The following is a 21,139-nucleotide window of genomic DNA, read 5'->3' as shown; positions in this document are numbered from 1 at the left end:
GGTGGCTCTAGGTCGAACGGCTCGATGCCGAGCGGCTGCGTGCTCGCGGCCCGCGGCGCCGCCGCGTCGTCGAGTTCGAGCGTCGGCGCGTGCGGGCTCGCGGCTCCCGGCAGCGGCGCCATGCGGCTCGGCTCGAGGTCGAGGTCGTCGAGGTCGAGCACGCCGGTCGTGCCCGTGCCCGCTCGCGCGACCGGGGCGGCGCTCGCCGGCGCCGGCACGTCGTCGAAAAACCCCTTCGGCGCCGGCAGGTCCGCCGTCCCACCGCCCGGCGCCGGCACGTCGTCGAAAAATCCCTTCGGCGCCGGCAGGTCGAGCCCTCCGTCCCCGCGCGTCGGCGCCGGCCCCACCGGCGCCGGCAGGTCCGCCGCGTCCGGAGCCCGCCCCGGCCCCGTGCCGAATACCGTGCGCGCGGGAGCCTTCGGCGCCGGCAGGTCGAGCCCCCCGTCCCCGCGCGTCGGCGTCGGCCCCACCGGCGCCGGCAGATCGAGCCCCCCGTCGGCCGCAGGCGGCGACGGCCGGCCGGCTGGCGCTCCCCCGAACGGCGGCCCCGCCGTCGCGGCGCGCGAGCCGGCGTCTTTCGCGGTCGCCCGGCCGGGCGCGGCCGGCGGCACGGCAGCGCCGCCGAGCCCCATCACCGTCGCGCCGGGCGGCATGACCGTGATCGGGTGCGAACACTGCGGGCACTTGATCACTTTGCCGCTCGGTGGAACGGACGCCTCGTCGAGAGCATGCTGCGAGCCGCACTTCTCGCAGGTCGCGTTCACCATGACTTGGGAGTGTAGCGCGGATCGCGTCGCGCCGTCGCGACGCGGCCCGCGCGTTTTGCCCCGGCGCGCACGACGCGCGCCGCGCCGGGGAACCCGTCCGGCTCGTCCCGGTGCGCGCGCCACGGCGCGGCGCACGCCGCCGCTGTCCGCCGGCGGAATGCGTGCGGCCGTTGCATATGCACAAACCGATGGCCCGGCCGGCACTCCGCCGACCGGGCCGGACCGGTCCGAGGTGCGCGACCTACAGCGGCGCAGGGCCGCCTTCGCCCGCGAACGGCGGCGCGAACGGCGGCGGCGGCTCCCCGGGACCGCCGGGGCCGCCGAATCCGTGCTCCCCGGGACCGCCGGGGCCGCCGAATCCGTGCGGCCCGCGCCGGCCGGGTCCGCCGCGCCGCCCCTTGCGATGCCGCTCGAGCGCCTCGCGCATGTGGCGGCGGATCGCGTGATCCACCTGCGGCAGCACGACGAGCGCCTTGGCTGCCTGCACCGGCGACAACACCTTCCGCACGGCGGCAAACCGTTGCTCATTCAACTCCCAGATCCGCCGCTGGTTGGCGAGCATCGCGTCCACGATGCGATTGACCGCGGCGTCGTCGACCCGGCCGCCGCCTTCGATCGCCTTGCGCAAGCGCCCGCGCAATTCCGCCCCCTCGCGCATCGCCTCGACGAACTTGTCATCGAAGCTGTCGAGCACTGGAAATAGCTTCGCGGCCGTGGCCTCGTCGAGGTTGAGCGCCTCGGTGAGTTTCCACGCGCGCAGGGCGCGCACCCGCTGGCGGACCTTGGCCCGCTGCTCCGGCGTGAGCTGGGCGGCCGGCGGCTCCGCGGCCTTGCGGCGGGACCGCTTGGTCTGGGCGTCGGAGACCGCGGGGGCGGCCGCGACCACCCCCGCGACCAGTAGGGCAACCAAGTTTCGGATCATGACGGTGACACTCCTTTCAGGTATGCGTAGATGGCTTCGATCTCGTCGTCAGACAGCTCGTACAGCTCCGCCTCCGGCGGCGGTCGCGAGAAGTCCAGCGCGTCGTCGTCCGCGCCGGCCGCGGACAGCGCGTCGCTCCACACGTCGCCGGCCGCATCGCCGGCCCCGTCGCCCGAGTCGACGAGGCCTTCGAATCCCTCGTCGGGGTCGAGATCGAACACGATGGAATCGGCCTCCCACGCCTCGGCGAGCCCGGGCAGGTCGTCGGGCGACGGCAGCCAATCGCCCGCCGCGGCGGCGGACGCCATCGCTTTTGCCGTCGCCGACTCCTCGCGCGCGGCCGGCCGGTGCGCGACGACCGCGGCGAACGCGAGCGCGAGCGCCCCGGCCGCGCTCGCCGCCGCCACCGCCCGGTACGCCCGAACCGCCGCCACCGCGCGCCGCCACCACGGCGCCGCGTCGGCCTCGACCGCGGCGACGATCGCCCGGCGCATCGCGTGCCACGCCGGCTCCTCGCGCGGCGCCGGCGCCGCGGCGCGCACCTCGGCGATGAGCGCGCGCAGGTCGTCGACCTCGCGGCGCGCCTCCGGGCGGTCGGCCAGCCATCGCTCGACCTCGGCGGCCTCCTCCGGCGACAGCCCGCCGTCGGCGTAGGCCGCAAGCCACGCGCGCGGATCGGTCATGGCACGTCCTCCTGGGCCTGCACGAGCGCGCGCAACCGGCGCATCCCGTAGTGGAAGTTGACTTTGGCCGCGTTCTCCGTGCCCCCGACGACCGCGGCGATGTCGCGAAACGGCAGCTCGTCGTAGATGCGCAGCTCGACGACCGCGCGCTGCTTCGGCGGAAGCTGCGCGATCGCCGCCCGCAGCCGGCGCGCGCGCTCGCGCCGCTCCAGCCGGGCCGAGCCGACGGCCTCCGTCCGCAGCGCCGCCGCGTCGATGTCGGCCGGCTGCTCGCGCCGCCGGTCGCGCACGTGGTTGAGCGACAGGTTGATCGCGATGCGGTACAGCCACGTGCGAACGGACGCCTCGCCGCGAAACCGGCGCAGCCCGCGGAACGCCCGCACGAATGCGCGCTGCACGACGTCGGCAGCATCGGCCTCGTTTTTCACGTAGCGCAGCGCCAGGTAGAACAGCGGCCGCTGGTAGCGCCGAACCAGCTCCTCGAACGCCCCGCGATCACCGCGGTTGGCGCGCTCGACCAGGTCGGTGTCGGAGTCGGCGGTCACGGGGCGGCGGTCGGCGCCGGCGGCGGCCGGCAGGCCCTGCGCGAAAGCGTAGCTCACGGGACTGCTGACCCGCCGGTCGAGCGCGCGTTAACCGCGGTCGCGAAATTGCCCGGCGTTGGGGCGCGGGTCCCGGGCTCCGCGTGCGCGCGGTGCGCCGCCGCGTCCGCGGCCCGGCGGCGCCGAAAATGCGCCCCGGTGCAGCTCAGCCCCTTTACAACGGCCGCTCGATCCCTATACTCGCCGGTGCTCCGCCTCCGGATGTACCGGAGGAGTGGCCGAGTGGTCGAAGGCAGCGGTCTTGAAAACCGCCGTAGGGCAACCTACCGGGGGTTCGAATCCCTCCTCCTCCGCCAGGCTGACAATCGAATAGAGACGAGGTAAGTGGGTTGGCGACGTGGTGCTGGAGAGGTGGCCGAGTGGCTGAAGGCACTGGTTTGCTAAACCAGCGTGTGGGGTTGACCTGCACCGCGGGTTCGAATCCCGCCCTCTCCGCCAACGGGAACCTTGGGATCCATAGCTCAATTGGATAGAGCACCGGTCTACGGAACCGGGGGTTAGAGGTTCGAATCCTCTTGGATCCGCGGATGACTGACGAACAACTCATGGGCATCGCGCTCGAGCAGGCCCGCGCCGCCGGCGCCGCCGGCGACGTCCCCGTCGGTGCGGCGATCGCGATCGACGGGCAGCTCGTGGCGACGGGGCGCAACCGCCGCCAGGCGACCGGCGACCCCACCGCCCATGCGGAAATCGAGGCGCTTCGCGCCGCCGCGCGCCGGGTCGGCAACTGGCGAGTGGAGGGTACGCTCTACGTGACGCAAGAGCCGTGTCCCATGTGCGCCGGGGCGCTGGTCAACGCCCGCGTCCGGCGGCTCGTGTACGGATGCGACAACCCGAAGGCGGGGGCGGTGCGAACCCTGTACGCGATTCCGACCGACGGCCGGCTCAACCACCGGGTCGAGGTCGTCGGCGGCGTGCGCGCCGGCGAGTGCGGCGCGTTGCTCACCGCGTTCTTCGAGGCGCTGCGCGCGCGCAAGGCGGCTGCGCGCACAGCCGGCGGTGAGGCGGTCCCGCCGGGCCGCCACGACGAAACCGATACGGAGAGGTGACCGAGAGGCCGAAGGTGTCTGATTCGAAATCAGATGTAGCGCAAGCTACCGCGGGTTCGAATCCCGCCCTCTCCTCTACGCCGCCGGTCTGCACCCGAGGTCGCGCGCCGTGCCGCCACCCCCGTTTGGAGAGGTGACCGAGAGGCCGAAGGTGCACGACTGGAAATCGTGTGTAGGGCAACCTACCGCGGGTTCGAATCCCGCCCTCTCCGCCCACTGCCGTCCATTCCTAGTTTCTGGCACAGTTTTGGTCCCGGGCGGCGCAAGGAACGTGAATCCCGCCAGGCCCGGAAGGGAGCAACGGTAGCGGTCCGAGCGGGTGCCTGGGGCCACCCAATTCGAGCCGTTTGCGGCCCGCGCGCGAGCGGTTATAGTCCCGGCCGGCGATCCACTCGGATCGCCGGCCTTTTTTCATGAGCTACCTCGTCCTCGCGCGGAAATACCGGCCCCAGACCTTCTCGCAGGTCGTCGGGCAGGAGCACGTCACGCGCACGCTCGCCAATGCGTTCGCGCAAGACCGCGTGCATCACGCATTCTTGTTCTGCGGCCCGCGGGGCGTCGGCAAGACGACGGCCGCGCGCATCCTGGGCAAGGCGCTCAACTGCGCGCGCGGGCCGACCGCCGATCCGTGCGGCGAGTGTGAAAGTTGCACGGCGATCGCCAACGGCAGCGCCGTCGACTACTACGAAATGGACGGCGCGTCGAACCGCGGCATCGACGCGATCCGCGAGCTGCGCGAGGCGGTGCGCTATCAGCCGGCGCAGCTTCGCAAGAAGGTCTACGTCATCGACGAAGTCCACATGCTCACGACGGAGGCGTTCAACGCGCTCCTCAAGACGCTCGAGGAGCCGCCGCCGCACGTGACGTTCGTCCTCGCGACCACCGAGCCGCACAAGCTGCCCAACACGATCTTGTCCCGTTGCCAACGGTACGACTTCAAGCTCGTGCCGGCGGCGAAACTCACCGCATTCCTCGAGGACATCTTCCGCAAGGAGGGGATCGACTTCGAACGCGCCGCGCTCGCGTTGATCGTGCGCGAAAGCGGCGGGTCGGTGCGCGACGCGCTGTCGCTGGCCGACCAGATGATCTCGTTTGCCGGCGACGAACCGATCGCCGAAGCGCGGGTGGCGGAGGTGCTGGGCGTCGCCGACCGGGCGCTCACGCGGTCGCTGGTCACCGCGCTCGCCGCGGGCGACGCCAAGACCGCGCTCGAGGCGGTCGACGCCGCGGTCGCGCGCGGCGTGGACGAGGTGCAAATCGCGCGCGCGATCGTGCGTTACGTGAGAGATCTTGCCGTGTTGCAGGCGTCCGGCGGCGCCGTCGAGCTGGTCGAGGGCTCGGACGAGGAGCGCGCCGAACTCGCGAGCCAGGCCGCGGCGCTCGACCGCCCGCGCGTGCGCCAGCTGTACGAGCGGATGCTGCGCGCGTGCGACGAGCTGGCCGGCACGCGCATGCCGCGGCTCGCGCTGGACCTGGCGCTGATCGACGTGGCGGCGACCGAACCGGTCCTGCCGCTGGGCGACCTGCTCGACAGATTGGAGGAGTTGGAGCGGCGTCTCGGCCGCGGCAGCTTTCGGGTGACGGGCGGCAGCGCGGCCGGGCAGGGCGGCGGCGCCGGCGAACCGGCGCGCGACGGCGGCCGCGGTGCCGCGAGGCCCGCGAGGCCGGGGACCGGTGGCGCGGTGCGCGAGGCCGCGGGTCCGGCGGCGGCCAGCGGATCGCCCGCGGCGGGCGACCCGCGAGCCGCGGAGCCGCACGCCCGATCCGCGCCCGCGGACTCGCGCCGGCGCGCCCCGGTGCCCGGCGACGGTGCCCCGGTTCCCGCGCCCGCGGCGAGCGATGCGCGCGGCGCGCCGGCCCGGCCGGCCAGCGCGAGCGCCGGGGCCGCGGGCGGCCCCGCGCCGCGGGGGACTCCTCCGGCCGACCCTCTCGCCGAGTGGGAGGCCGTGATCGCCGAGCTCGAAGCCGCCCGCGCCATGACGCTGGTCGCGGCCGCCCAGCAGGCGCGCATCGTGTCGTGGACCGAAGATGCCGTCACCGTCGCGCTGCCCGAAGGATCCATGGAGGCGGCGATCGCGCAAGAGCGCGCCAACGTCAGCCTGATCGAAACGGTCCTCGGCAAGCGGTTCGGCCGGCGCGTGCGCTTCCGCGTGGTCGCGGGCGCCGCCGATGCCCCGGTCCAGGCCAAGTCGCTCGTCGAAATCGACCGCGAACGCGCGGAACGCGAGCGGGCCGAGCGCGAAAGGGAAGCCCGCGAACACCCCCTCACGCAGCTCGTGCTCCACACGTTCGGCGCCGAAATCGCCCACATCAAGGAGATCAAGACCGATGGCGGATGACGGCGGATTCAAGATGCCCGACCTGGGCAACCTCGTTCAGCTCGCACAGGACATGCAGCGCAAGGTCGCCGACGTGCAAGCGCAGCTCGCCGCCAAGACCTGCGAGGCGTCGGCCGGCGGCGGCATGGTGACCGCGACCGTCAACGGGCAGTACGACGTCGTGTCGATCCGGATCGACCCGGAGGTCGTCGACCCCGCGGACGTCGCCATGCTGGAGGACCTCGTGACCGCGGCGGTCAACCAGGCAATCGAAAAGGTGCGCGAGATGACGAAGGCCGAAATGGCCAAGCTCACCGGCGGGCTCGCCATCCCGGGGATGCCCCAGCTGTTTTAGCGGCCGCCCGGGGCCGCGCGGCGTTGCCCGTGGCGGCCGGGTCCGATCGGCTGTAGCGTGTCGACCCGTGTCCGATCCCATCACGCGCCTCGTCCAACGGCTGTCGCGCCTGCCGGGCATCGGCGAAAAGACCGCGACGCGCCTGGCGCTGCACATCGTGCGCGCGCCCGAGGCGCACGTGCGCGAGCTGGCGCAAGCTCTCGAAGAGGTCGTCGACAAGATCCGCCTGTGTTCGGTGTGCCAACACCTCACGGAGGCCGACCCGTGCGCGCTGTGCGCCGACGCCCGGCGCGACACGCGCTCGATCTGCGTCGTCGCGCTGCCGTCCGACCTGCTCGCGATCGAGCGCACCGGCGGCTACCGTGGCGCGTACCACGTCTTGCACGGGCTGCTGTCGCCGCTCGAGGGAATCGGCCCGGAGGACCTGCGCATCGGCGAGCTGATGGCGCGGCTGCAACCCGGCGACATCGACGAGGTGATCCTCGCGCTGAGCGCCAACGTGGAGGGCGAGGCCACGGCCATGTATCTGGCGCGACTCATCAAACCCCTCGGAATCCGCGTCACCCGCATCGCCAGCGGCCTGCCGGTCGGGGGCGAACTGGAGTATGCGGATCGGGCGACCATCGCGCGCGCGCTCGACCACCGCTCCGAGGTGTGACGTCGCCGAGAGCGCGTTCGCGGGGCCGATAGCGGTCCCGCCGGCTTGAAAGCGCCCGCACGCGTCCTGTACAGTCGGCTAAGTCGCTGGATACGCGGGGGAACAGACTTTGTCGACCAACCAGCTCGTCATGTACGAGGAGGAGCTCGAGCAGATCAACGCGGTCTGCCAGAGCCTGCATCGGGACTCGAACGCCATCGCCGTGCTGGTCATCGACAAGAACGGCCAGTCGATCGCAGCGGCCGGCGAAGTCGACAACCTCGACGTCACGTCGCTGTCGTCGCTTACGGCGGGCAATGTCGCGGCCACCGGCGGGATCGCGAACCTGTTACAGGAAAAAGAGTTCGCCGGCCAGTTCCACGAGGGCGAGCGCACCAACGTGCACATCAGCATCGTCGCCGGCAGGATGATCGTCGTCGTCCTGTTCGACGAGCGGTCCTCTCTCGGCCTCGTGCGCCTGCGCGTGCGCAAGGCGGCGGGCGCGCTCGAAAAGATCCTCGAGGAGCTGTTCCGCAAGAGCCAGGACTCGGCCGCGGCCAACGTCTTCGCCGAGATCACCGACGACGACATCGACAACCTGTTCAACGACTAGCGACCGGCCGGGTTCGCATGAGTTTCATCAACTACTCATCGCGCGAGATCAACTGCAAGATCGTCTACTACGGGCCCGGCCTGTGCGGCAAGACGACGAACCTCCGGTACATCTACAACAAGACGAACCCGGAGGCGAAGGGCAAGATGCTCGAGCTCGCGACCGAGACGGAGCGGACGCTGTTTTTCGACTTTCTGCCGCTGTCGCTCGGAGAGATCCGCGGGTTCCGCACGCGGTTCCACCTGTACACGGTTCCCGGCCAGGTGTTCTACGACGCCAGCCGCAAGCTCATCCTCAAGGGCGTCGATGGCGTGGTGTTCGTCGCCGACTCGCAGATGGAGCGGATGGAAGCGAACATCGAGTCGCTCGAGAACCTGCGCGACAACCTGAAGGAGCAGGGCTACGATCTCGACAAGCTCCCGTACGTCGTCCAGTACAACAAGCGCGACTTGCCGAACGCGGCGCCGCTCGAGGAACTCGAAGAGTTGCTCAACCCGACGAAGGTCGCCAGCTTCGAAGCGGTGGCGACCAAAGGCGTAGGGGTGTTCGACACGCTCAAGGCCGTGGCGAAGCTCGTCCTGACCGAGCTCAAGCGCGGCGGCTAGCGCGCACCGATGACCATGGCTACAGCACCGACTCGTCCTCGCTTTCGCTCCGACCTCGTCGCCACGCCGCTCGAGATCGAGGGCCAGCGGTTCATCGACGTCACGGATCCCGACACCGAGCAGACCTTCCGGTTCTACGAGGTGGAGTATTCCGTCGCGTGCGCGATGAACGGCGAGCGAGACGTCGATGCGCTCATCCGCTGGTCGGTCGAGGAACTCGGCCTCGAACCGACACGCGACGAAGTCGAGACCGTGATCGGGACGCTGGCCGACCTCGGGTACCTCGCGCCGGACGCCGAGCCCGCCGGCGACGCGCGGACCGACGACGACCTCGGGCTCGGGGCGCCCGGCGCGCCCGAGCCCGCTCGCCCCGCTGCGGCGGAAGCGCCGGCCGATGTGGAACTCGGCGAGCCCGGTGCCGCACCGGAGCCGCCGCCCCGCCCCGCCCCGCCCGCGGTGCCGCCGGGTCCCGAGGAGATGGATCTCGGCGCGCCGGGCGCGGCCGGCCCCGGGAAGGTGACGATGGGCTGGGATGCGCCGCCGGTGGACCCGGACGAACTCGCCAAGGTGCTCGGCACCGATCCGCTCGGGCCCGCCGGCGTGAGCGGCGACCTCCGCGCCGAGGTCGAGGCCGAACTCCCGCCACCGCCCGCGGGACCGCCGCCCGAGGTGCCGGTGCCGTCGCTGGTGCCGTCCGGTTCGCCCGAGGAGTCGGGCCCGACGCAGATCCCCGAACCGGCGGTCGGCGACTACGACGACGACGACGTGTCGATCGACCTGAGCGACCACCTGTCGATCGGCGCCGACGATGTCAAGGAGGCCGTGCGCCAGAGCCGCACGATGGACGCGGTGCAGGTGCCGCCCGATCTCGCCGACGCGCTGGACGACGACGAGCCGACGCAGGCGCGGCCGCGGCCGCCGGAGTCGGCGGCCCCCGACAGCGACCGCGCCGAGACCGCTCCGGCCGATCGCGCGGCGGAGCTGGCCGACGCCATCGCGCAAGAAGCCGATGACGGCGCCGCCTCCGCCCCGGTCGAACTGCCCTCCGAGCCGCCGCCCGCGGAACCGGCGCGCAAACAGCCGGCCGCAGCGCCGGCTACCGAACCCCCTGCGGGCGACAGCCGCGGCGTTTCCGGCGGCCTCATCGCGTTCGTCGTGCTCGCGCTCGCGGCGGCCGGCGTCGGCTACTGGTACTTCAACATGTACCAGCCGAAATCCCCCGCGCCGCCTCCCCCCGCTCCCCGCCCCGTCGCGGCGCCGGCGGCGCCGGCCAAGCCGGCGGTGCCCACCGCGCGGCTCGTCGAAGCCGAACCGGACACGTCGGAAGTGACCGCCATCGACGACGGCGTGATCGAGAACATCGCGGTCGCCGGAGACGAAGTGGACCGCGGCGCGATCGTCGCGTCGCTCAAAGGGGTCGCGGCGATCGAGCGTTCGCTCGCGCGGCCGCGACGCAAGTTCGCCGAGTACTCGAAAGCCCTCGAGGAAGCGCGCGCCGCCGGCAAGCCGGAGCGGGTGATCGCCCACCTGGAAAAGAAGGTCGCGGAAAAGCGCGGCCTGATCGTCGCCGGCGAGACCAAGCTGACGGCGCTGCAGATGCGCGCGCCTATCGCGGGCCGGGTAGAGCCGTTGGTCGAAGCCGGCGCGAAGGTCGAGCGCGGCCAGCCGGTACTCCGCATCGTCGGAGAGCCGACGCTCACGGCGACGTTCCCGCGCGGCAATCGAACGTTCCATCCGGGCGACCGCTGCGAGGTCGCGCCGGCCAAAGATCCGACCAAGCCGATCGAGTGCGTCGTCACGCGGGTCGAAGGCACCTCGGTGACCGTACGGGTACCGCGCGACGCCGGCCTTGCCGCTGGCGACGCCGTCGTCCTCAAGTAGACTGTCGCCATGGCAACGTATCGGGGCGTCGTCCGCAAGAGCGACCTGGAAGGCGGTGTGTGGCTGCTGCACGCCGACGACGGCGAGCGCTACCAGCTGCGCGGGGGCGACGACGGGCTGCGCGTCGACGGCCAGCGGGTCGTCGTCGAAGGCCAAGTCGACCGCGGCGCGATGGGCATCGGCATGACCGGGCCCTACCTCGCCGTTCGCAGCTGGCGCGCGGCGTAGCGGGCGCGCCGGGCGCGTCGCGTGCGGCCGGCGGCGATCGGCGGTCGAGTCGACGCTACAGCGCCACGAGCGAGTAGGTCGCTTCGCACGGCGCGCCAAACATGATCTCCATCGTACGCCGTTGCGGGTACAACACCACCGAACTGGTCGTGCGATGGTAGGGGCCGTGGCGACAGATCGTGTAGTCGTCCCCCTCGCCGGCCGGCCCGTGGTCCGCCAACATCGCCTTGAGGTCGTCGGCCGACGCGGTGCCGCAATCCGCGAGCAACGCGTGCGCGCGGTCGCTGCGCGACTCGCTCGACGCATGCACCCGGCGACCGCGCACCGCCTTCGGGTTCCACCGCGATAGCACCGCGTCGTGCGGGATGTCGCGCGGCCGCATCTCGTCGCTCAGCGCGTGGTTGGCCTGCGCCAGCGCTTCCCCGCGGCGCACCGCCACCGCGTCGGGCGCGATCTCGACTGCCGCGATGTGGCCCGCCGCGTCCGCGACCATCCAGATCGCCGACCCGGCCCTCGGCCGGCGGCGGACGTGCTCGATCGCGTCGTCGACCGTACGGCAGTGTTCGAGCACCTCCTGCACGAGGTTCGTGATCGATACGCGCGCGCCGCTGCGGCCCGAGAAGTGGCCGTAATTGTAGGCGATCGCGAGCCCGTGTTCGTTGATTCCCTCGTGCGCCCCCGGGAGCGGCGCGGCGGTCACGTCGATCGACGCGGCGAGCCCGCGCCGGGTTGGCCGCGACACCCGCACCAGGTACGCGTCGCGCGCCGCGTCCGGGTAGTCGAAGTTCTTCGCGATCATCGGCTCGCCGCGCCGCGCGCGCGCGCCGGTGACCGCCACCGCTGTGCACGCCGCCGGCGGCACGACGTACGACACGCGGTTGAGCGCCAGCTCGATTCCCGGCCCGACGAACAGCCACGACAGGGGCACGCGAGCCGCGCGCGCGATGCCCGCCATCCGGTCGTATTGGCGCGGGTAATGGCGCAGCAGATCGCGCGCCATCACACGGCGCGCGACGCCACCGACCGCGGGAACGAGCATCCGCCACGCCCCGGTCGGCACGCGGCCGGCGCCGCGGTCGGAACCGGATGCTCCCGCGAGTTCCATCAGGGCGCGGTCGAGGCTGCGGAGCGCGTCGCGATACGCGCGCCCCTGCGCGGCGCCCATCGCCGTGTGGTCGCCCTCGCATACCAGTGGGGTCACGCGGTCGCAACGTCGGTCGGCGGCAGCGGTCATCGGTGCTCCGGCGGCGGCCCGGCAGGCCGAGGTGATCGAATCCTACCGCGACTGGCGCGCGCGCGCCCGGCGTTCAGTAGTCCGGGCCGTCGCGCAGGTAGTCCGCATCGACCGCGAGCGGCTGGTCGTACACCTGCCCCTCGTACAGGTACAGATACCGCGCGTAGGTCTCGGTGACCTTCTTGCCGTAGCCGCGCGCCTGCGAGTAGGACACGAGTTCGACGTATTCGTCGATCGGGCGATCGCCGTGGGCGCGCAGCCACCGCTTGACCGCCCCCGGCCCGCCATTGTACGCGGCGGCCGCTATCGGAACCTGCCGCTTGAACATCGCGAACAGGCGGCCGATGTACCAGGCGCCGAGCCGCACGTTGCTTTCCGGGTCGAACAGCAGATCGTCGGTGTAGTCGATGCCCAGCGTGCGCGCGACCCGGCGGGTCGTCGGCGGAATCATCTGCAGCAGTCCGATCGCGTCGGCATACGACACGATGTGCGGGTTGAAGCCTGACTCCTTGCGCATGATCGCGAACAGGTACGCCGGCGGCAGCCCGGCCTCCGGCGCGTAGCGGTCGACGAGTTCGGCGTAGGCGCGCGGATACGCCGCCTCCCACCACCGCCGCGCGGGGCCGGCCGGCGGCGCGTCGAGCGCGCGCCGGCCGCGCACGACCGCGAGCATCCACGGCCGATTGTAGTCGCCCGCGGCGCGATACCGATCGAACAGGGCGGCGAGCGCCCGTTCGCTGCCATAGCCGCGGATCAGCGCGCGTTCGACCCGCCGCAGTTCGTACGCCGCCTCCGGTCCGAGCCCGGCGGCGATCAGTTCGTCGGCCCGCCGCACCCGCGGATCGCGCGCGACCTCCGCGGGAACCGGATCGGCCAACGGGGGCGCATCGTCCGGCGACCTCGGCGAGTCGCCGAACGGACCGATGTCACCGCCCGCCTCGCGCACGCGCGCGCGCGCGAGCAACGCATACCAGGAAAACGGCCACTGGCCGACGAGCGCGCGGTACTCGGCGAGCGCGTCGTCCGCGCGACCGAGACGTTGGAGCGTGCGCGCATGCCAGTAGCGTCCGGCGCCACCGTCGAGGCGGCCGTCGCGGCGGCCGAGCCGCTCGAACAGGGGCAGCGCCCCCTGCCAATCGCCGGAGAGATAGCGTGCGAACGCCTCGAACCACAGCGCCTGCTCGGCCCATCTCGATCGCGGGTACGCACGCTGCATCCGCCGAAGCGGCTCGATCGCCTCGCGGTAGTCGCCGAGGTTGAACCGCAGCCAGCCGGCGAGGTACGCCGCTTCCGCGGCCCAGCGCGACCGCGGTCGCGCGGCGACGAACCGCTCGTACTCGGCGATTGCCTCGCGATCGCGGTGCGCGCGGCTGAGCGCGCGGGCGCCGTGAAACCACGCCCAATCCGAGTCGTCGCCAGCGTGCGGCGCGACCGCGAGCAATAGTCTTCCGGCCAGCTCGTATTGCCGCCGCATCTGAAACAGCGTGCGCCCGAGTTCCAAGTCGCGGCGGTAGCGAACGTCTTCGGGCACGTCGTCGCCAATCTGATCCAGTTCGTGTACCGCGCGGCGCCACAAGTGGGCCTCCGCAAGTGCGCGGGCGCGAGCGATGCGCTCGTCGGACGCCAACGGCCGCGCCCCGGCCAGCTCGCGCAGCCGCGCGTCGGCGCGATCCGCGATCGGATGTTGTGGATGCAACCGTAAGACGGCGGCAAACCCGTCTATCGCCCTGCGCCGGTCACCGGCGCGAGCGAGCGCTTCCGCCACGCGAAAACGCGCAACGGCGAGGTCGGCCGTCGGCCGCTTGCGCCGCCGCTCGCGCCGCAACAGCCGCTCGTATTCGCGCCGAGCCTCGGCCGTGCGACCGAGGCGCCACAGGCAATCGGCATGCCGCCACGCTGCGATCGCGGCGAATCGCGACGAGCGATCGCGGGCGAGCGCGTGAAACCGGCGCAGCGCTGCGGCCGCATCACCGCGCAGATACGCCGCCTGCGCCGCGGCAAAGGTCGCATAGTCGCGGTTGTACCTGGACGTGCGCGCCGCGCGCCGCGCGGCGACCTCCGCGCGGCGAAAGTCGCCGGCGGCGAGCGCGTCGAACGCGGCGCCGAGAGAGCGCGCGCCTGCGCCCGGTCGCTGGCCCCGCGGGCCGGCCTGCACGCCGCACGGTGCGACGGCGAGCAGCGCGGCGAATGCTGTGGCGGTTGCGCGCAGCATGACGATGGCAGTATATCGGCGCCATGTCATTTCGGGACGTGGATTACTACCAAGTCGACGAACTGTATTCCGACGAGGAACGCATGGTGCGCGACACCGTTCGCAAGTTCGTCAGCGACGAGATCCTGCCGATCATCGCCGATCACTTCGCGGCGGGAACGTTCCCGATGCACCTGATCCCGAAATTCGGGGAACTCGGCTTGTTCGGTCCGTCGATCGCAGGCTACGGATGTCCCGGGATGAGCTCCGCCGCGTACGGCCTCATCTGCCAGGAACTCGAGCGCGGCGATGCGGGTGTGCGGTCGTTCTGCTCGGTGCAGGGATCGCTCGTCATGTGGCCGATCTGGAAGTACGGCAGCGAGGATCAGAAACGCGCGTACCTGCCCAAGATGGCGACGGGCGAGATCATCGGCTGCTTCGGGCTCACCGAGCCGGACTTCGGGTCGAACCCGGGCGGGATGCTGACGACCGCCAAGAAGACCGCGTCCGGCTACGTCCTCAACGGCACGAAACGTTGGATCACCAACGGATCGATCGCGCACGTCGCACTCGTATGGGCGAAGCTCGACGGCAAGGTGCGCGGCTTCCTCGTGCCGACGGACAGCCCCGGGTTCACCGCCGAGCCGATTCCCCGCAAGTGGTCACTGCGCGCGTCCGTCACCAGCTCGCTGATCATGGAGGACTGCGAGGTCGGCGAGGACGCACTGCTGCCCGGCGTCGAGGGGCTCAAGGGGCCGCTTTCGTGCCTCACGCAGGCGCGGTTCGGGATCGCGTTCGGCTCGGTCGGCTCGATGATGGCCTGCTACGACGAGGCCGTGTCGTACGCGAAGGACCGCGTGCAATTCAGCAAACCGATCGCCGGCTATCAGCTCGTCCAGCAGAAGCTCGCGACCATGCTCACCGAGATCACGAAGGCGCAGCTCATCTGCCAGCGGCTCGCCGCGCTCAAGGACAGCGGCAAGCTGCGCCCGCAGCACGTGTCACTGGCCAAGCGCAACAACGTGTACTGGGCGCGCGAGATTGCACGGATGGCCCGCGACATCCTCGGCGGCAACGGGATCACCTACGACTACCAGGCCGGCCGGCACATGTTGAACGCCGAGACCGTGTATACCTACGAGGGGACGCACGACATCCACACGCTGATCCTCGGTCAGGACATCACGGGACTTGCCGCATTCGACTGATTTGCCCAACTTGCTGGTGATCGCCGGACTCGACCCGTCCGGCGGTGCGGGCCTGCTCGCCGACGCGCGCGTCGCCGAACGCCACGGGTTCCGAGCCGTCGGCGTGGTGACCGGGCTCACCGAGCAGGATACACACGGCGTCCGGCGGGCCAACCCGGTCCCGCCCGAGATCGTGTCCGCGCAGCTCCGCGCGCTGCTGTCGGACGTCGCCGTAGCGGCGGTCAAAATCGGCATGCTCGCCTCCGAGGCGATCGCGGCGGCTGTCGCCGACGCCTTGGCGCTCACCGCCGCGCCGGTCGTGTGGGATCCCGTGCTGCTGCCGACGCGCGGCCGCGTGGCGCTGTACGAGGGATCGACGTCGCGCGCCGTCCAGTTGTTGATGCCGCACGTGCGCGTGGCGACGCCGAACCTGGCCGAGGCAGCCGCGCTGTTGGGCCGCGGGCCGATCGCGGACGTCGACGGAGCGCGCGCGGCGGCGCGCGCGCTGACCGCGGCGGGGATGGAGGCGGTGCTCGTCACCGGGGGCCACCTCACGGGCGACGACCGGGGAACCGACGTGCTCGCGTTCGGCGACGTCGTGGTCGAGGTTCGAGGCGAGTGGATCGCCGGCGACGTTCCCGTACACGGCACCGGCTGCGCCCTGTCGTCCGCGCTCGCGTGCGCGTTGGCGCGCGGCGACGACCTCCCGGCCGCGGTGCGCGCGGCCAAGCAGTTCGTCGCCGATCGACTGCGCGCGCCCGCGCATCCCGGCCGCGGCATGCCGAGCGTCATGTGACGCGCGCCGGGCGGTCAGTACCGGCGCGACATCTCGCGCGCCCGCGGCGGCGGCTGCTCGGTGCGGCCCACCGACACCGGACGTCGTTGCTATGCTGCCCAGCATGGCGCGCGTATTCGTAACGGGAGCGACAGGCTACCTCGGCCGGGCGATCGCCGGCGCCTTGCGCGCCCGCGGCGACGACGTGGTCGCCCTCACGCGCGATCCGGAACGCGCGCGCGATCTCGCCGCGGCTGGCGCCACCGTCGTCGCGGGCGATCCGACGGTGGCAGGCCCGTGGCAAGACCACGTCGCCGGCTGCGACGCGGTGATCAACCTCGCCGGCGAACCGATCGACGCGCGCCGGTGGAACGCGCAGTTTCGCCAACGTCTACTGGACAGCCGGGTCGACGCGACGCGGTTCGTCGTGGACGCGATCGCGGCGGCCCCGACAGGCCAGCGGCCGCGCGTCCTGGTGTCGGCATCCGGAATCGACTACTACGCGTTCAGCATCGATCTTCCAGGCGACGACGCGGACGGCGGCGACGACGTGTTCGACGAGGCGTCACCGCGCGGCGACGGATTCATGGCGCGCATGTGCCGCGACTGGGAGGATGAAGCGCTGCGCGCCGGCACCGTCGGATGCCGCGTGGTCTGCATGCGCACCGGGATCGTGATCGGGCCGGGCTCGCGCGCGCTCGCGAAGATGGCCCGGCCGTTTCGCTGGTTCGTCGGCGGCCGGGTCGGAAGCGGCCGCCAGTGGCTGTCGTGGGTGCACCTCGACGATGCGGTCGGCGCGTACCTGTTCGCTGTCGACACGCCGGCGCTCGCCGGGCCCGTCAACCTCGTATCCCGGCCCGTCCGCCAGGCCGCCTTCGCGCGCGCGCTCGGTCGCGCCCTGCGCCGTCCGTGCTGGCTGCCGGTGCCGGCAGGCGCGGTCAAACTCGCGGTGGGACCGCTGGCCGAATACGTGTTGCGCGGCCGCGCCGCAGTCCCGGCGAAACTCGAGGCGGCCGGCTACGCACTCATCTGGACCGACGTGGATGCCGCCGTCGCCGCCTCGCTGGGCCGGCCGGTGCGGGCCTCAGGCGAGTGACGCCTCCCCGTCGTACGCGAGGTCTCCGGATCCACGGCGGACGGTACCGACCGGCTGAACGCGGATCCCGGCTTGCCGGCCGGGTGCTCGATCCCGCGACGCACCGGCGTCACCGCGCTCGCCGCGCCAGGCACGTCCACCGGCGCGCGCCGCCGCAAGCGCCCGCTACGCGCGCGCGCGTTCGAGTTCGTACTTCTGCACGAGGCGGATCAGGTTGCGCCGCGAGATGTTCAGTTCGGCGGCCGCGCGCGTCTTGTTCCAATTGTTGCGCGTGAGCGCTTCGTAGATCATCCGCTTCTCGAGCGCCTTGACCGCATCGGGAAGCGAGTGCGGCGAACTGGGCACGATTGCGATACCGTCGCTCGACTGATCGCGAATCCGCGGTGACAGCAACTCCTCGCCAATCACGCGCTCGTCGCCCGCGAGCACGACCAGGCGTTCGATCTCGTTTTCTAGCTCGCGGACGTTCCCAGGCCACGCGTAGTCGACGAGCCGGCGCATGCATTCGTCGGACAGCACCTTGAGCCGCGACCGCGAACCCTTCGCATGCCGTTTGAGAAAATGGTCGATCAGCAGAGGAATGTCGTCTCGCCGCTCGCGCAGCGGCGGGCTCACGATGTTGATCACGTTGATCCGGTAGTAGAGATCCTCTCGAAACTCGCCCGTCTCGACCATGCGCTTGAGGTCGCGGTTGGTCGCCGCGATGATGCGCACGTCGACGTGGCGCGTCTCGGTGTCGCCCACCGCCGTGAACGTGCCCTCTTGCAGAACGCGCAACACCTTCACCTGCAGCGCAGGCGACATGTCGCCGATCTCGTCGAGGAAGAACGTGCCCTTGTCCGCGACCTCGAACAGCCCCTGTTTGTCGCTGATCGCACCGGTGAACGCGCCCTTTTTGTGACCGAACAACTCGGAGTCCAGCAGATTGTCGTTGAACGCGGAACAGTTCTGCACGACGAACCGGCGATTGCGGCGCGGACTGTTGTAGTGGATCGCACGGGCGATGAGTTCCTTGCCGGTACCGTTTTCCCCCTGAATCAATACGGTCGAATCGGACGCGACCACGCGGTCGAGCAGATGATAGAGTTCTTGCATCGCACGCGAGCGGCCGACGAGCCCGCCGTAGGCGTGGCGAATCGCGAACTCGGCCTCAAAGTCACCCGTGCCGCGCTGTCGAGCCAGCACGCTTCCGAAGTGGGCTGCGATCTCCTCGGCCGCGGCGGCGACGAGGTCGCCGAGGAAGTCCACCTCGACCGGCGACAGCCGGGGCTGCGCGTCGCGCGCGGCCGCCCAGTCGACCGGGGACAGCGACAGCGGCGCCACGGCGCGATCGACCTCGCGCAGGTTCTGCTCCTGGAGCGCGAACGCGCCGCACAACAGCGCCCCGAGAAAGCTCTGGTCGTATGCGATCGGCGCCGCGAGCCAGTACAGGCCCGAATGCGACGGAAACCGCACCACGCCGGGCCGCAGCGCGCGCTTTGCGGCCGCATCGCGGAACCTGGCGGCGACCTGGCGGCAGTTGGCGGCGGCGGCGACCTCCCCCGCGGGCCGGTCGACGATGACATCCGCGAGCCCGCGCCGCGCCGATCCCTTGGGCGCGCGGGGCGGCCGCGCGTCCCGGCCATCGGCGCTCACTGCGCCGAGGCCGAGGCACCACCGGCGATTGATCAGTTTCCCTATCTTTTTGACGACATGAAGCTCAAACAGGTCGTCCCAGGGCAGGTGCGAGCGTGCGGACAAGGCACAGAAGTGTGACGGATCTGCACACCTTCCGTCAAGCCCCGCAACCGTGAACGCGCGCCACCCCGGGAGGTGGCACGCGCGGCCCGCGGCGTATCAGCCGTCGAGCGGTAGGAAGCGATCGTACGCGCCCGGCGTGACGCGCACGCGCACCCCGCCGCGTTCGCGCGTGGCCGCCAGGGTCACCGCCGCGTGGCCGCCAGCCTGGCGCCCCAACAGGTCGCGCGCATCGAGCACCGCCGCGACGAGTTCGTACAGCAGCGCGCCGGGGTCCACCGTCACAATCGCCGGCTCGTGGGGAATCTCGCTGTGGAACCCCCCCGCCGCCCGGCAGGCAGCCGCGGTGAGCGCCGCGGCCGTTTGAACGACCTCGCACGCGTCGACCGCCTTCGGCTCGCCGCGGCCGACCGTCGCAAGCTGAGCGAGGCTGCGGACGAGCCCGCGAATGCGAGCGACCGCGGCCATCATATCGTCCACCGCATCGCGAAGTTCCGGCAGGTCGATCCAATCGAGCGGCGATGCGTCGAGTGCGGCGACGAGTTGGCGGATGACCTCCACGTTCGCGCCGAGCGACGCCGCGGCGCTCGACACATCGTGCGCGACGCCGGGCGCGACGCGCCCCACGCATTCGAGCCGACCGCGATCGCGCGCATCGTCGCCGACCGGAGCCCCCGTCGTCATGCGTCGATCGTAACGCGACCGGAACGTGCGATCCACGCACCCGATGAGGGTGAAAACCCCGACTGCAACGAGGGCATGCGGGACGTCGGGCCGGCGCTACGCAAACAGCTGCGCCATGTCGTCGCCGGCGGTCACGCCTTCCTCGACAAGCGCTCGCGCCTCGTCCTGCGATATCGCGGCATCGGCTGCAACCCGCGCCGCGAGTGCATCTACATCGATCTCATCGTTGGCCGGAAGCGGCGCGACCCAATCGATCGCGCGCGGAATGTCGACGACGCCCTCGTGGTGCGCGCCGATGGAGTCGGTGATCGGGGCCGGAAACTTCCACATCTCGCACAACCAGCCGGCGACCTCGGCGTGGTCCCAGCCGAGCTGCGCACGCTCGCCACCGGCCAGATCGTCGTGCTCGCCGCGCATCCACCGCTCGACGAGTGCGGCGTAGTCGCCTCCCTTGACCTCGGCGATGAGAGGCACAGCCATGTCCAGAAGCAGCCCCGCGGTAAAGCATGCGTTCGCGTTGGCCGGCTCGGTGCGCTTGGCCAACAGCCTCGCGAGCGCGGCGCGGCGGGCCGCGGCGCGCCAAAAGCGCCCCGCGTCGAACTCGCGGTACGGCTTGTCGGGAAGCGACGCCTTCGCGGTGAGCGCCAACACGATGCACTCGACCTGGGAGCGCCCGAGCAGTTGGATCGCGTGCTGCAGTGACGACACCTCGCGTCGCAGTGCGTACACCGAGGAGTTGACCGTGCGGATCACGCCGGCGGTCGCCCCCGGATCCGCCGCCACCGCGTCGGCAATGTCGTCGACGGATGCGTCCGGGTCGCGCAGTCGCTCGAGCGCGCGCGCGATCGTAGCCGAGAACGACGGCAGGGTCGCGGTGCCGAGCATCTCCTTGAGCTGCTGTTTCGGATCGCGGCGTTTTCGTTTGAGCCAACCGAGCATGTCGTCCCCTCGAGTCTAATCCGCGCGGCGCGCCATCTTGTTCGCGAAGATGCTGAGCAGACCGCCGAGCATCACGTAGCCGATCGCCACTTCGATCATCGCAAGCGATTGCGCGGCGGGCGACTTTGGGAGCACGTCGCCGTAGCCGAGCGTCGTGAGCGTGACCACGCTGAAGTAAAACGGCGACAGAGCCGTCGGCCGATCGCCAAAGCTCACGTCGGTGAAGATGTAACCGACGCCGAAGAGCACGGCGATGAGCAGGGTCCACAACCCCCACCGGACCACGCTCCGCCCACAGTCGGACGTGACCCACCAGATCCAATACGCGATCCGGGACGCGCGACTCTGCTCGCGGAACTCCGCGAGAAAATTTTCGTCCATGATGTGGCGTCGTACCAGATAGGCGCCGCTGAAATCGATGTCTCGGATGTCCGTCCGCACGAACGACGCGCAGGTGTAGTTGCGCAGACCGGCAAGGCGGGCCGCGCGCAGGTCCGCCTCGGTAAAGTCCGCATCCCGCACGTCGGCGCGCTCGAGTTCGGCGTCGCGAAACACCGCACGCGCCGCATCGACCCCCGTGAGATCCGCGGCGAGCAGTCGCGCCTGCGCGAAGTTCGCCGTGCGCACGTCCGCACC

The 21,139-nt window shown here is 71.4% G+C and carries 22 protein-coding genes, 5 tRNA genes and 1 other RNA gene; 17 read left to right on the top strand and 11 right to left on the bottom strand.

Annotated features, from left to right (window positions below):
* The 5 genes from D6689_11930 to D6689_11910 form a co-directional block, all read right to left on the bottom strand.
* The coding region (locus D6689_11930) for a hypothetical protein (GenBank protein ID RMH41122.1) at positions 1 to 767 on the bottom strand (767 nt) is incomplete at its 3' end.
* Positions 761 to 943 carry a hypothetical protein gene (locus D6689_11925; GenBank protein RMH41121.1) on the bottom strand — a complete coding sequence of 61 codons (183 nt, stop codon included), beginning with the start codon at positions 941 to 943 and terminating at the stop codon, positions 761 to 763. The genes D6689_11925 and D6689_11930, both read right to left, overlap by 7 nt.
* Before the next feature lie 65 nt (positions 944 to 1,008).
* Positions 1,009 to 1,689, bottom strand: a complete 681-nt coding sequence (locus D6689_11920; GenBank protein RMH41120.1) for a periplasmic heavy metal sensor — start codon at positions 1,687 to 1,689, stop codon at positions 1,009 to 1,011.
* Positions 1,686 to 2,372, bottom strand: coding sequence for a hypothetical protein (locus D6689_11915; protein RMH41119.1), 687 nt, complete (start codon positions 2,370 to 2,372; stop codon positions 1,686 to 1,688). Before D6689_11915 ends, D6689_11920 begins: the two co-directional genes overlap by 4 nt.
* Positions 2,369 to 2,974 carry a sigma-70 family RNA polymerase sigma factor gene (locus D6689_11910; protein ID RMH41118.1) on the bottom strand — a complete coding sequence of 202 codons (606 nt, stop codon included), beginning with the start codon at positions 2,972 to 2,974 and terminating at the stop codon, positions 2,369 to 2,371. The genes D6689_11915 and D6689_11910 overlap by 4 nt, the downstream gene beginning before the upstream one ends.
* Before the next feature lie 208 nt (positions 2,975 to 3,182).
* Between D6689_11910 and D6689_11905 the strand changes: the two genes are divergently transcribed.
* The 14 genes from D6689_11905 to D6689_11840 all read left to right on the top strand — a co-directional run bounded on the left by D6689_11905 (position 3,183) and on the right by D6689_11840 (position 10,660).
* Positions 3,183 to 3,270, top strand: a tRNA-Ser gene (locus D6689_11905).
* 49 nt (positions 3,271 to 3,319) lie between these two features.
* Positions 3,320 to 3,412, top strand: a tRNA-Ser gene (locus D6689_11900).
* Positions 3,413 to 3,424: 12 nt separating this feature from the next.
* Positions 3,425 to 3,498: transfer RNA gene (locus D6689_11895), tRNA-Arg, on the top strand.
* A gap of 21 nt (positions 3,499 to 3,519) precedes the next feature.
* Positions 3,520 to 4,023 carry a nucleoside deaminase gene (locus tag D6689_11890; GenBank protein RMH41123.1) on the top strand — a complete coding sequence of 168 codons (504 nt, stop codon included), beginning with the start codon at positions 3,520 to 3,522 and terminating at the stop codon, positions 4,021 to 4,023.
* Positions 4,014 to 4,101 (top strand) — tRNA-Ser (locus D6689_11885). The genes D6689_11890 and D6689_11885 overlap by 10 nt, the downstream gene beginning before the upstream one ends.
* 49 nt (positions 4,102 to 4,150) lie before the next feature.
* Positions 4,151 to 4,238: transfer RNA gene (locus tag D6689_11880), tRNA-Ser, on the top strand.
* Between the two features lie 29 nt (positions 4,239 to 4,267).
* Positions 4,268 to 4,365, top strand: an RNA gene (gene ffs / locus D6689_11875) — signal recognition particle sRNA small type.
* 71 nt (positions 4,366 to 4,436) lie between these two features.
* The gene (gene dnaX / locus D6689_11870; protein ID RMH41117.1) at positions 4,437 to 6,362 is read left to right on the top strand and encodes a DNA polymerase III subunit gamma/tau; all 1,926 of its coding nucleotides are present in this window, start codon (positions 4,437 to 4,439) and stop codon (positions 6,360 to 6,362) included.
* The gene (locus D6689_11865) at positions 6,352 to 6,696 is read left to right on the top strand and encodes a YbaB/EbfC family nucleoid-associated protein (protein RMH41116.1); all 345 of its coding nucleotides are present in this window, start codon (positions 6,352 to 6,354) and stop codon (positions 6,694 to 6,696) included. The genes dnaX and D6689_11865 overlap by 11 nt, the downstream gene beginning before the upstream one ends.
* 67 nt (positions 6,697 to 6,763) lie before the next feature.
* Positions 6,764 to 7,354, top strand: a complete 591-nt coding sequence (recR, locus tag D6689_11860; GenBank protein ID RMH41115.1) for a recombination protein RecR — start codon at positions 6,764 to 6,766, stop codon at positions 7,352 to 7,354.
* Between the two features lie 109 nt (positions 7,355 to 7,463).
* Entirely contained in the window at positions 7,464 to 7,946 is a 483-nt protein-coding gene (locus D6689_11855) for a roadblock/LC7 domain-containing protein (GenBank protein ID RMH41114.1), read from the top strand.
* A gap of 17 nt (positions 7,947 to 7,963) precedes the next feature.
* Positions 7,964 to 8,551 carry a gliding-motility protein MglA gene (locus D6689_11850; protein RMH41113.1) on the top strand — a complete coding sequence of 196 codons (588 nt, stop codon included), beginning with the start codon at positions 7,964 to 7,966 and terminating at the stop codon, positions 8,549 to 8,551.
* Between the two features lie 9 nt (positions 8,552 to 8,560).
* On the top strand, positions 8,561 to 10,432 hold the full coding sequence (locus D6689_11845) for a hypothetical protein (protein RMH41112.1): 1,872 nt from the start codon (positions 8,561 to 8,563) through the stop codon (positions 10,430 to 10,432).
* A gap of 9 nt (positions 10,433 to 10,441) precedes the next feature.
* Positions 10,442 to 10,660, top strand: coding sequence for a hypothetical protein (locus tag D6689_11840; protein ID RMH41111.1), 219 nt, complete (start codon positions 10,442 to 10,444; stop codon positions 10,658 to 10,660).
* A gap of 55 nt (positions 10,661 to 10,715) precedes the next feature.
* Here the strand turns inward: D6689_11840 and D6689_11835 are convergent, their stop codons facing one another.
* Together D6689_11835 and D6689_11830 are read right to left on the bottom strand one after the other, a co-directional pair.
* The gene (locus D6689_11835) at positions 10,716 to 11,894 is read right to left on the bottom strand and encodes a hypothetical protein (GenBank protein RMH41110.1); all 1,179 of its coding nucleotides are present in this window, start codon (positions 11,892 to 11,894) and stop codon (positions 10,716 to 10,718) included.
* A 73-nt stretch (positions 11,895 to 11,967) separates the two neighbouring features.
* The gene (locus tag D6689_11830; GenBank protein ID RMH41109.1) at positions 11,968 to 14,136 is read right to left on the bottom strand and encodes a hypothetical protein; all 2,169 of its coding nucleotides are present in this window, start codon (positions 14,134 to 14,136) and stop codon (positions 11,968 to 11,970) included.
* Here D6689_11830 and D6689_11825 point away from each other — a divergent pair.
* From D6689_11825 to D6689_11815, 3 genes are all read left to right on the top strand, one after another.
* Positions 14,130 to 15,293 (top strand): acyl-CoA dehydrogenase, encoded by a 1,164-nt coding sequence (locus D6689_11825; protein ID RMH41108.1) that lies wholly within the window; start codon positions 14,130 to 14,132, stop codon positions 15,291 to 15,293. The genes D6689_11830 and D6689_11825 overlap by 7 nt on opposite strands.
* Positions 15,277 to 16,068 (top strand): bifunctional hydroxymethylpyrimidine kinase/phosphomethylpyrimidine kinase, encoded by a 792-nt coding sequence (gene thiD / locus D6689_11820; protein ID RMH41107.1) that lies wholly within the window; start codon positions 15,277 to 15,279, stop codon positions 16,066 to 16,068. Before D6689_11825 ends, thiD begins: the two co-directional genes overlap by 17 nt.
* Before the next feature lie 91 nt (positions 16,069 to 16,159).
* Positions 16,160 to 17,143, top strand: a complete 984-nt coding sequence (locus tag D6689_11815) for a TIGR01777 family protein (protein RMH41106.1) — start codon at positions 16,160 to 16,162, stop codon at positions 17,141 to 17,143.
* Positions 17,144 to 17,308: 165 nt separating this feature from the next.
* Here D6689_11815 and D6689_11810 read toward each other — a convergent pair whose 3' ends face one another.
* The 4 genes from D6689_11810 to D6689_11795 form a co-directional block, all read right to left on the bottom strand.
* Positions 17,309 to 18,883, bottom strand: a complete 1,575-nt coding sequence (locus tag D6689_11810) for an AAA family ATPase (GenBank protein RMH41105.1) — start codon at positions 18,881 to 18,883, stop codon at positions 17,309 to 17,311.
* Between the two features lie 96 nt (positions 18,884 to 18,979).
* Positions 18,980 to 19,564, bottom strand: a complete 585-nt coding sequence (locus D6689_11805) for a hypothetical protein (protein RMH41104.1) — start codon at positions 19,562 to 19,564, stop codon at positions 18,980 to 18,982.
* 96 nt (positions 19,565 to 19,660) lie between these two features.
* Positions 19,661 to 20,503, bottom strand: coding sequence for an HDOD domain-containing protein (locus D6689_11800; protein RMH41103.1), 843 nt, complete (start codon positions 20,501 to 20,503; stop codon positions 19,661 to 19,663).
* Between the two features lie 15 nt (positions 20,504 to 20,518).
* On the bottom strand, positions 20,519 to 21,139 hold a 621-nt coding region (locus D6689_11795), incomplete at its 5' end, for a hypothetical protein (GenBank protein RMH41102.1).

This window comes from Deltaproteobacteria bacterium, assembly GCA_003696105.1.
GTDB lineage: Bacteria > Myxococcota_A > Polyangia > Haliangiales > J016 > J016.
Note: the sequence above shows the minus strand (reverse complement) of the source record. Positions and strands in the feature narration are given on the sequence as shown.

Coding starts and splice junctions, on each gene's coding strand:
- D6689_11925 (RMH41121.1), bottom strand. CDS start 943: ATGCAACGGCCGCACGCATTCCGCCGGCGGACAGCGGCGGCGTGCGCC.
- D6689_11920 (RMH41120.1), bottom strand. CDS start 1,689: ATGATCCGAAACTTGGTTGCCCTACTGGTCGCGGGGGTGGTCGCGGCC.
- D6689_11915 (RMH41119.1), bottom strand. CDS start 2,372: ATGACCGATCCGCGCGCGTGGCTTGCGGCCTACGCCGACGGCGGGCTG.
- D6689_11890 (RMH41123.1), top strand. CDS start 3,520: ATGGGCATCGCGCTCGAGCAGGCCCGCGCCGCCGGCGCCGCCGGCGAC.
- dnaX (RMH41117.1), top strand. CDS start 4,437: ATGAGCTACCTCGTCCTCGCGCGGAAATACCGGCCCCAGACCTTCTCG.
- D6689_11865 (RMH41116.1), top strand. CDS start 6,352: ATGGCGGATGACGGCGGATTCAAGATGCCCGACCTGGGCAACCTCGTT.
- D6689_11850 (RMH41113.1), top strand. CDS start 7,964: ATGAGTTTCATCAACTACTCATCGCGCGAGATCAACTGCAAGATCGTC.
- D6689_11845 (RMH41112.1), top strand. CDS start 8,561: ATGACCATGGCTACAGCACCGACTCGTCCTCGCTTTCGCTCCGACCTC.
- D6689_11840 (RMH41111.1), top strand. CDS start 10,442: ATGGCAACGTATCGGGGCGTCGTCCGCAAGAGCGACCTGGAAGGCGGT.
- D6689_11835 (RMH41110.1), bottom strand. CDS start 11,894: ATGACCGCTGCCGCCGACCGACGTTGCGACCGCGTGACCCCACTGGTA.
- D6689_11825 (RMH41108.1), top strand. CDS start 14,130: ATGTCATTTCGGGACGTGGATTACTACCAAGTCGACGAACTGTATTCC.
- D6689_11830 (RMH41109.1), bottom strand. CDS start 14,136: ATGACATGGCGCCGATATACTGCCATCGTCATGCTGCGCGCAACCGCC.
- D6689_11815 (RMH41106.1), top strand. CDS start 16,160: ATGCTGCCCAGCATGGCGCGCGTATTCGTAACGGGAGCGACAGGCTAC.
- D6689_11805 (RMH41104.1), bottom strand. CDS start 19,564: ATGACGACGGGGGCTCCGGTCGGCGACGATGCGCGCGATCGCGGTCGG.
- D6689_11800 (RMH41103.1), bottom strand. CDS start 20,503: ATGCTCGGTTGGCTCAAACGAAAACGCCGCGATCCGAAACAGCAGCTC.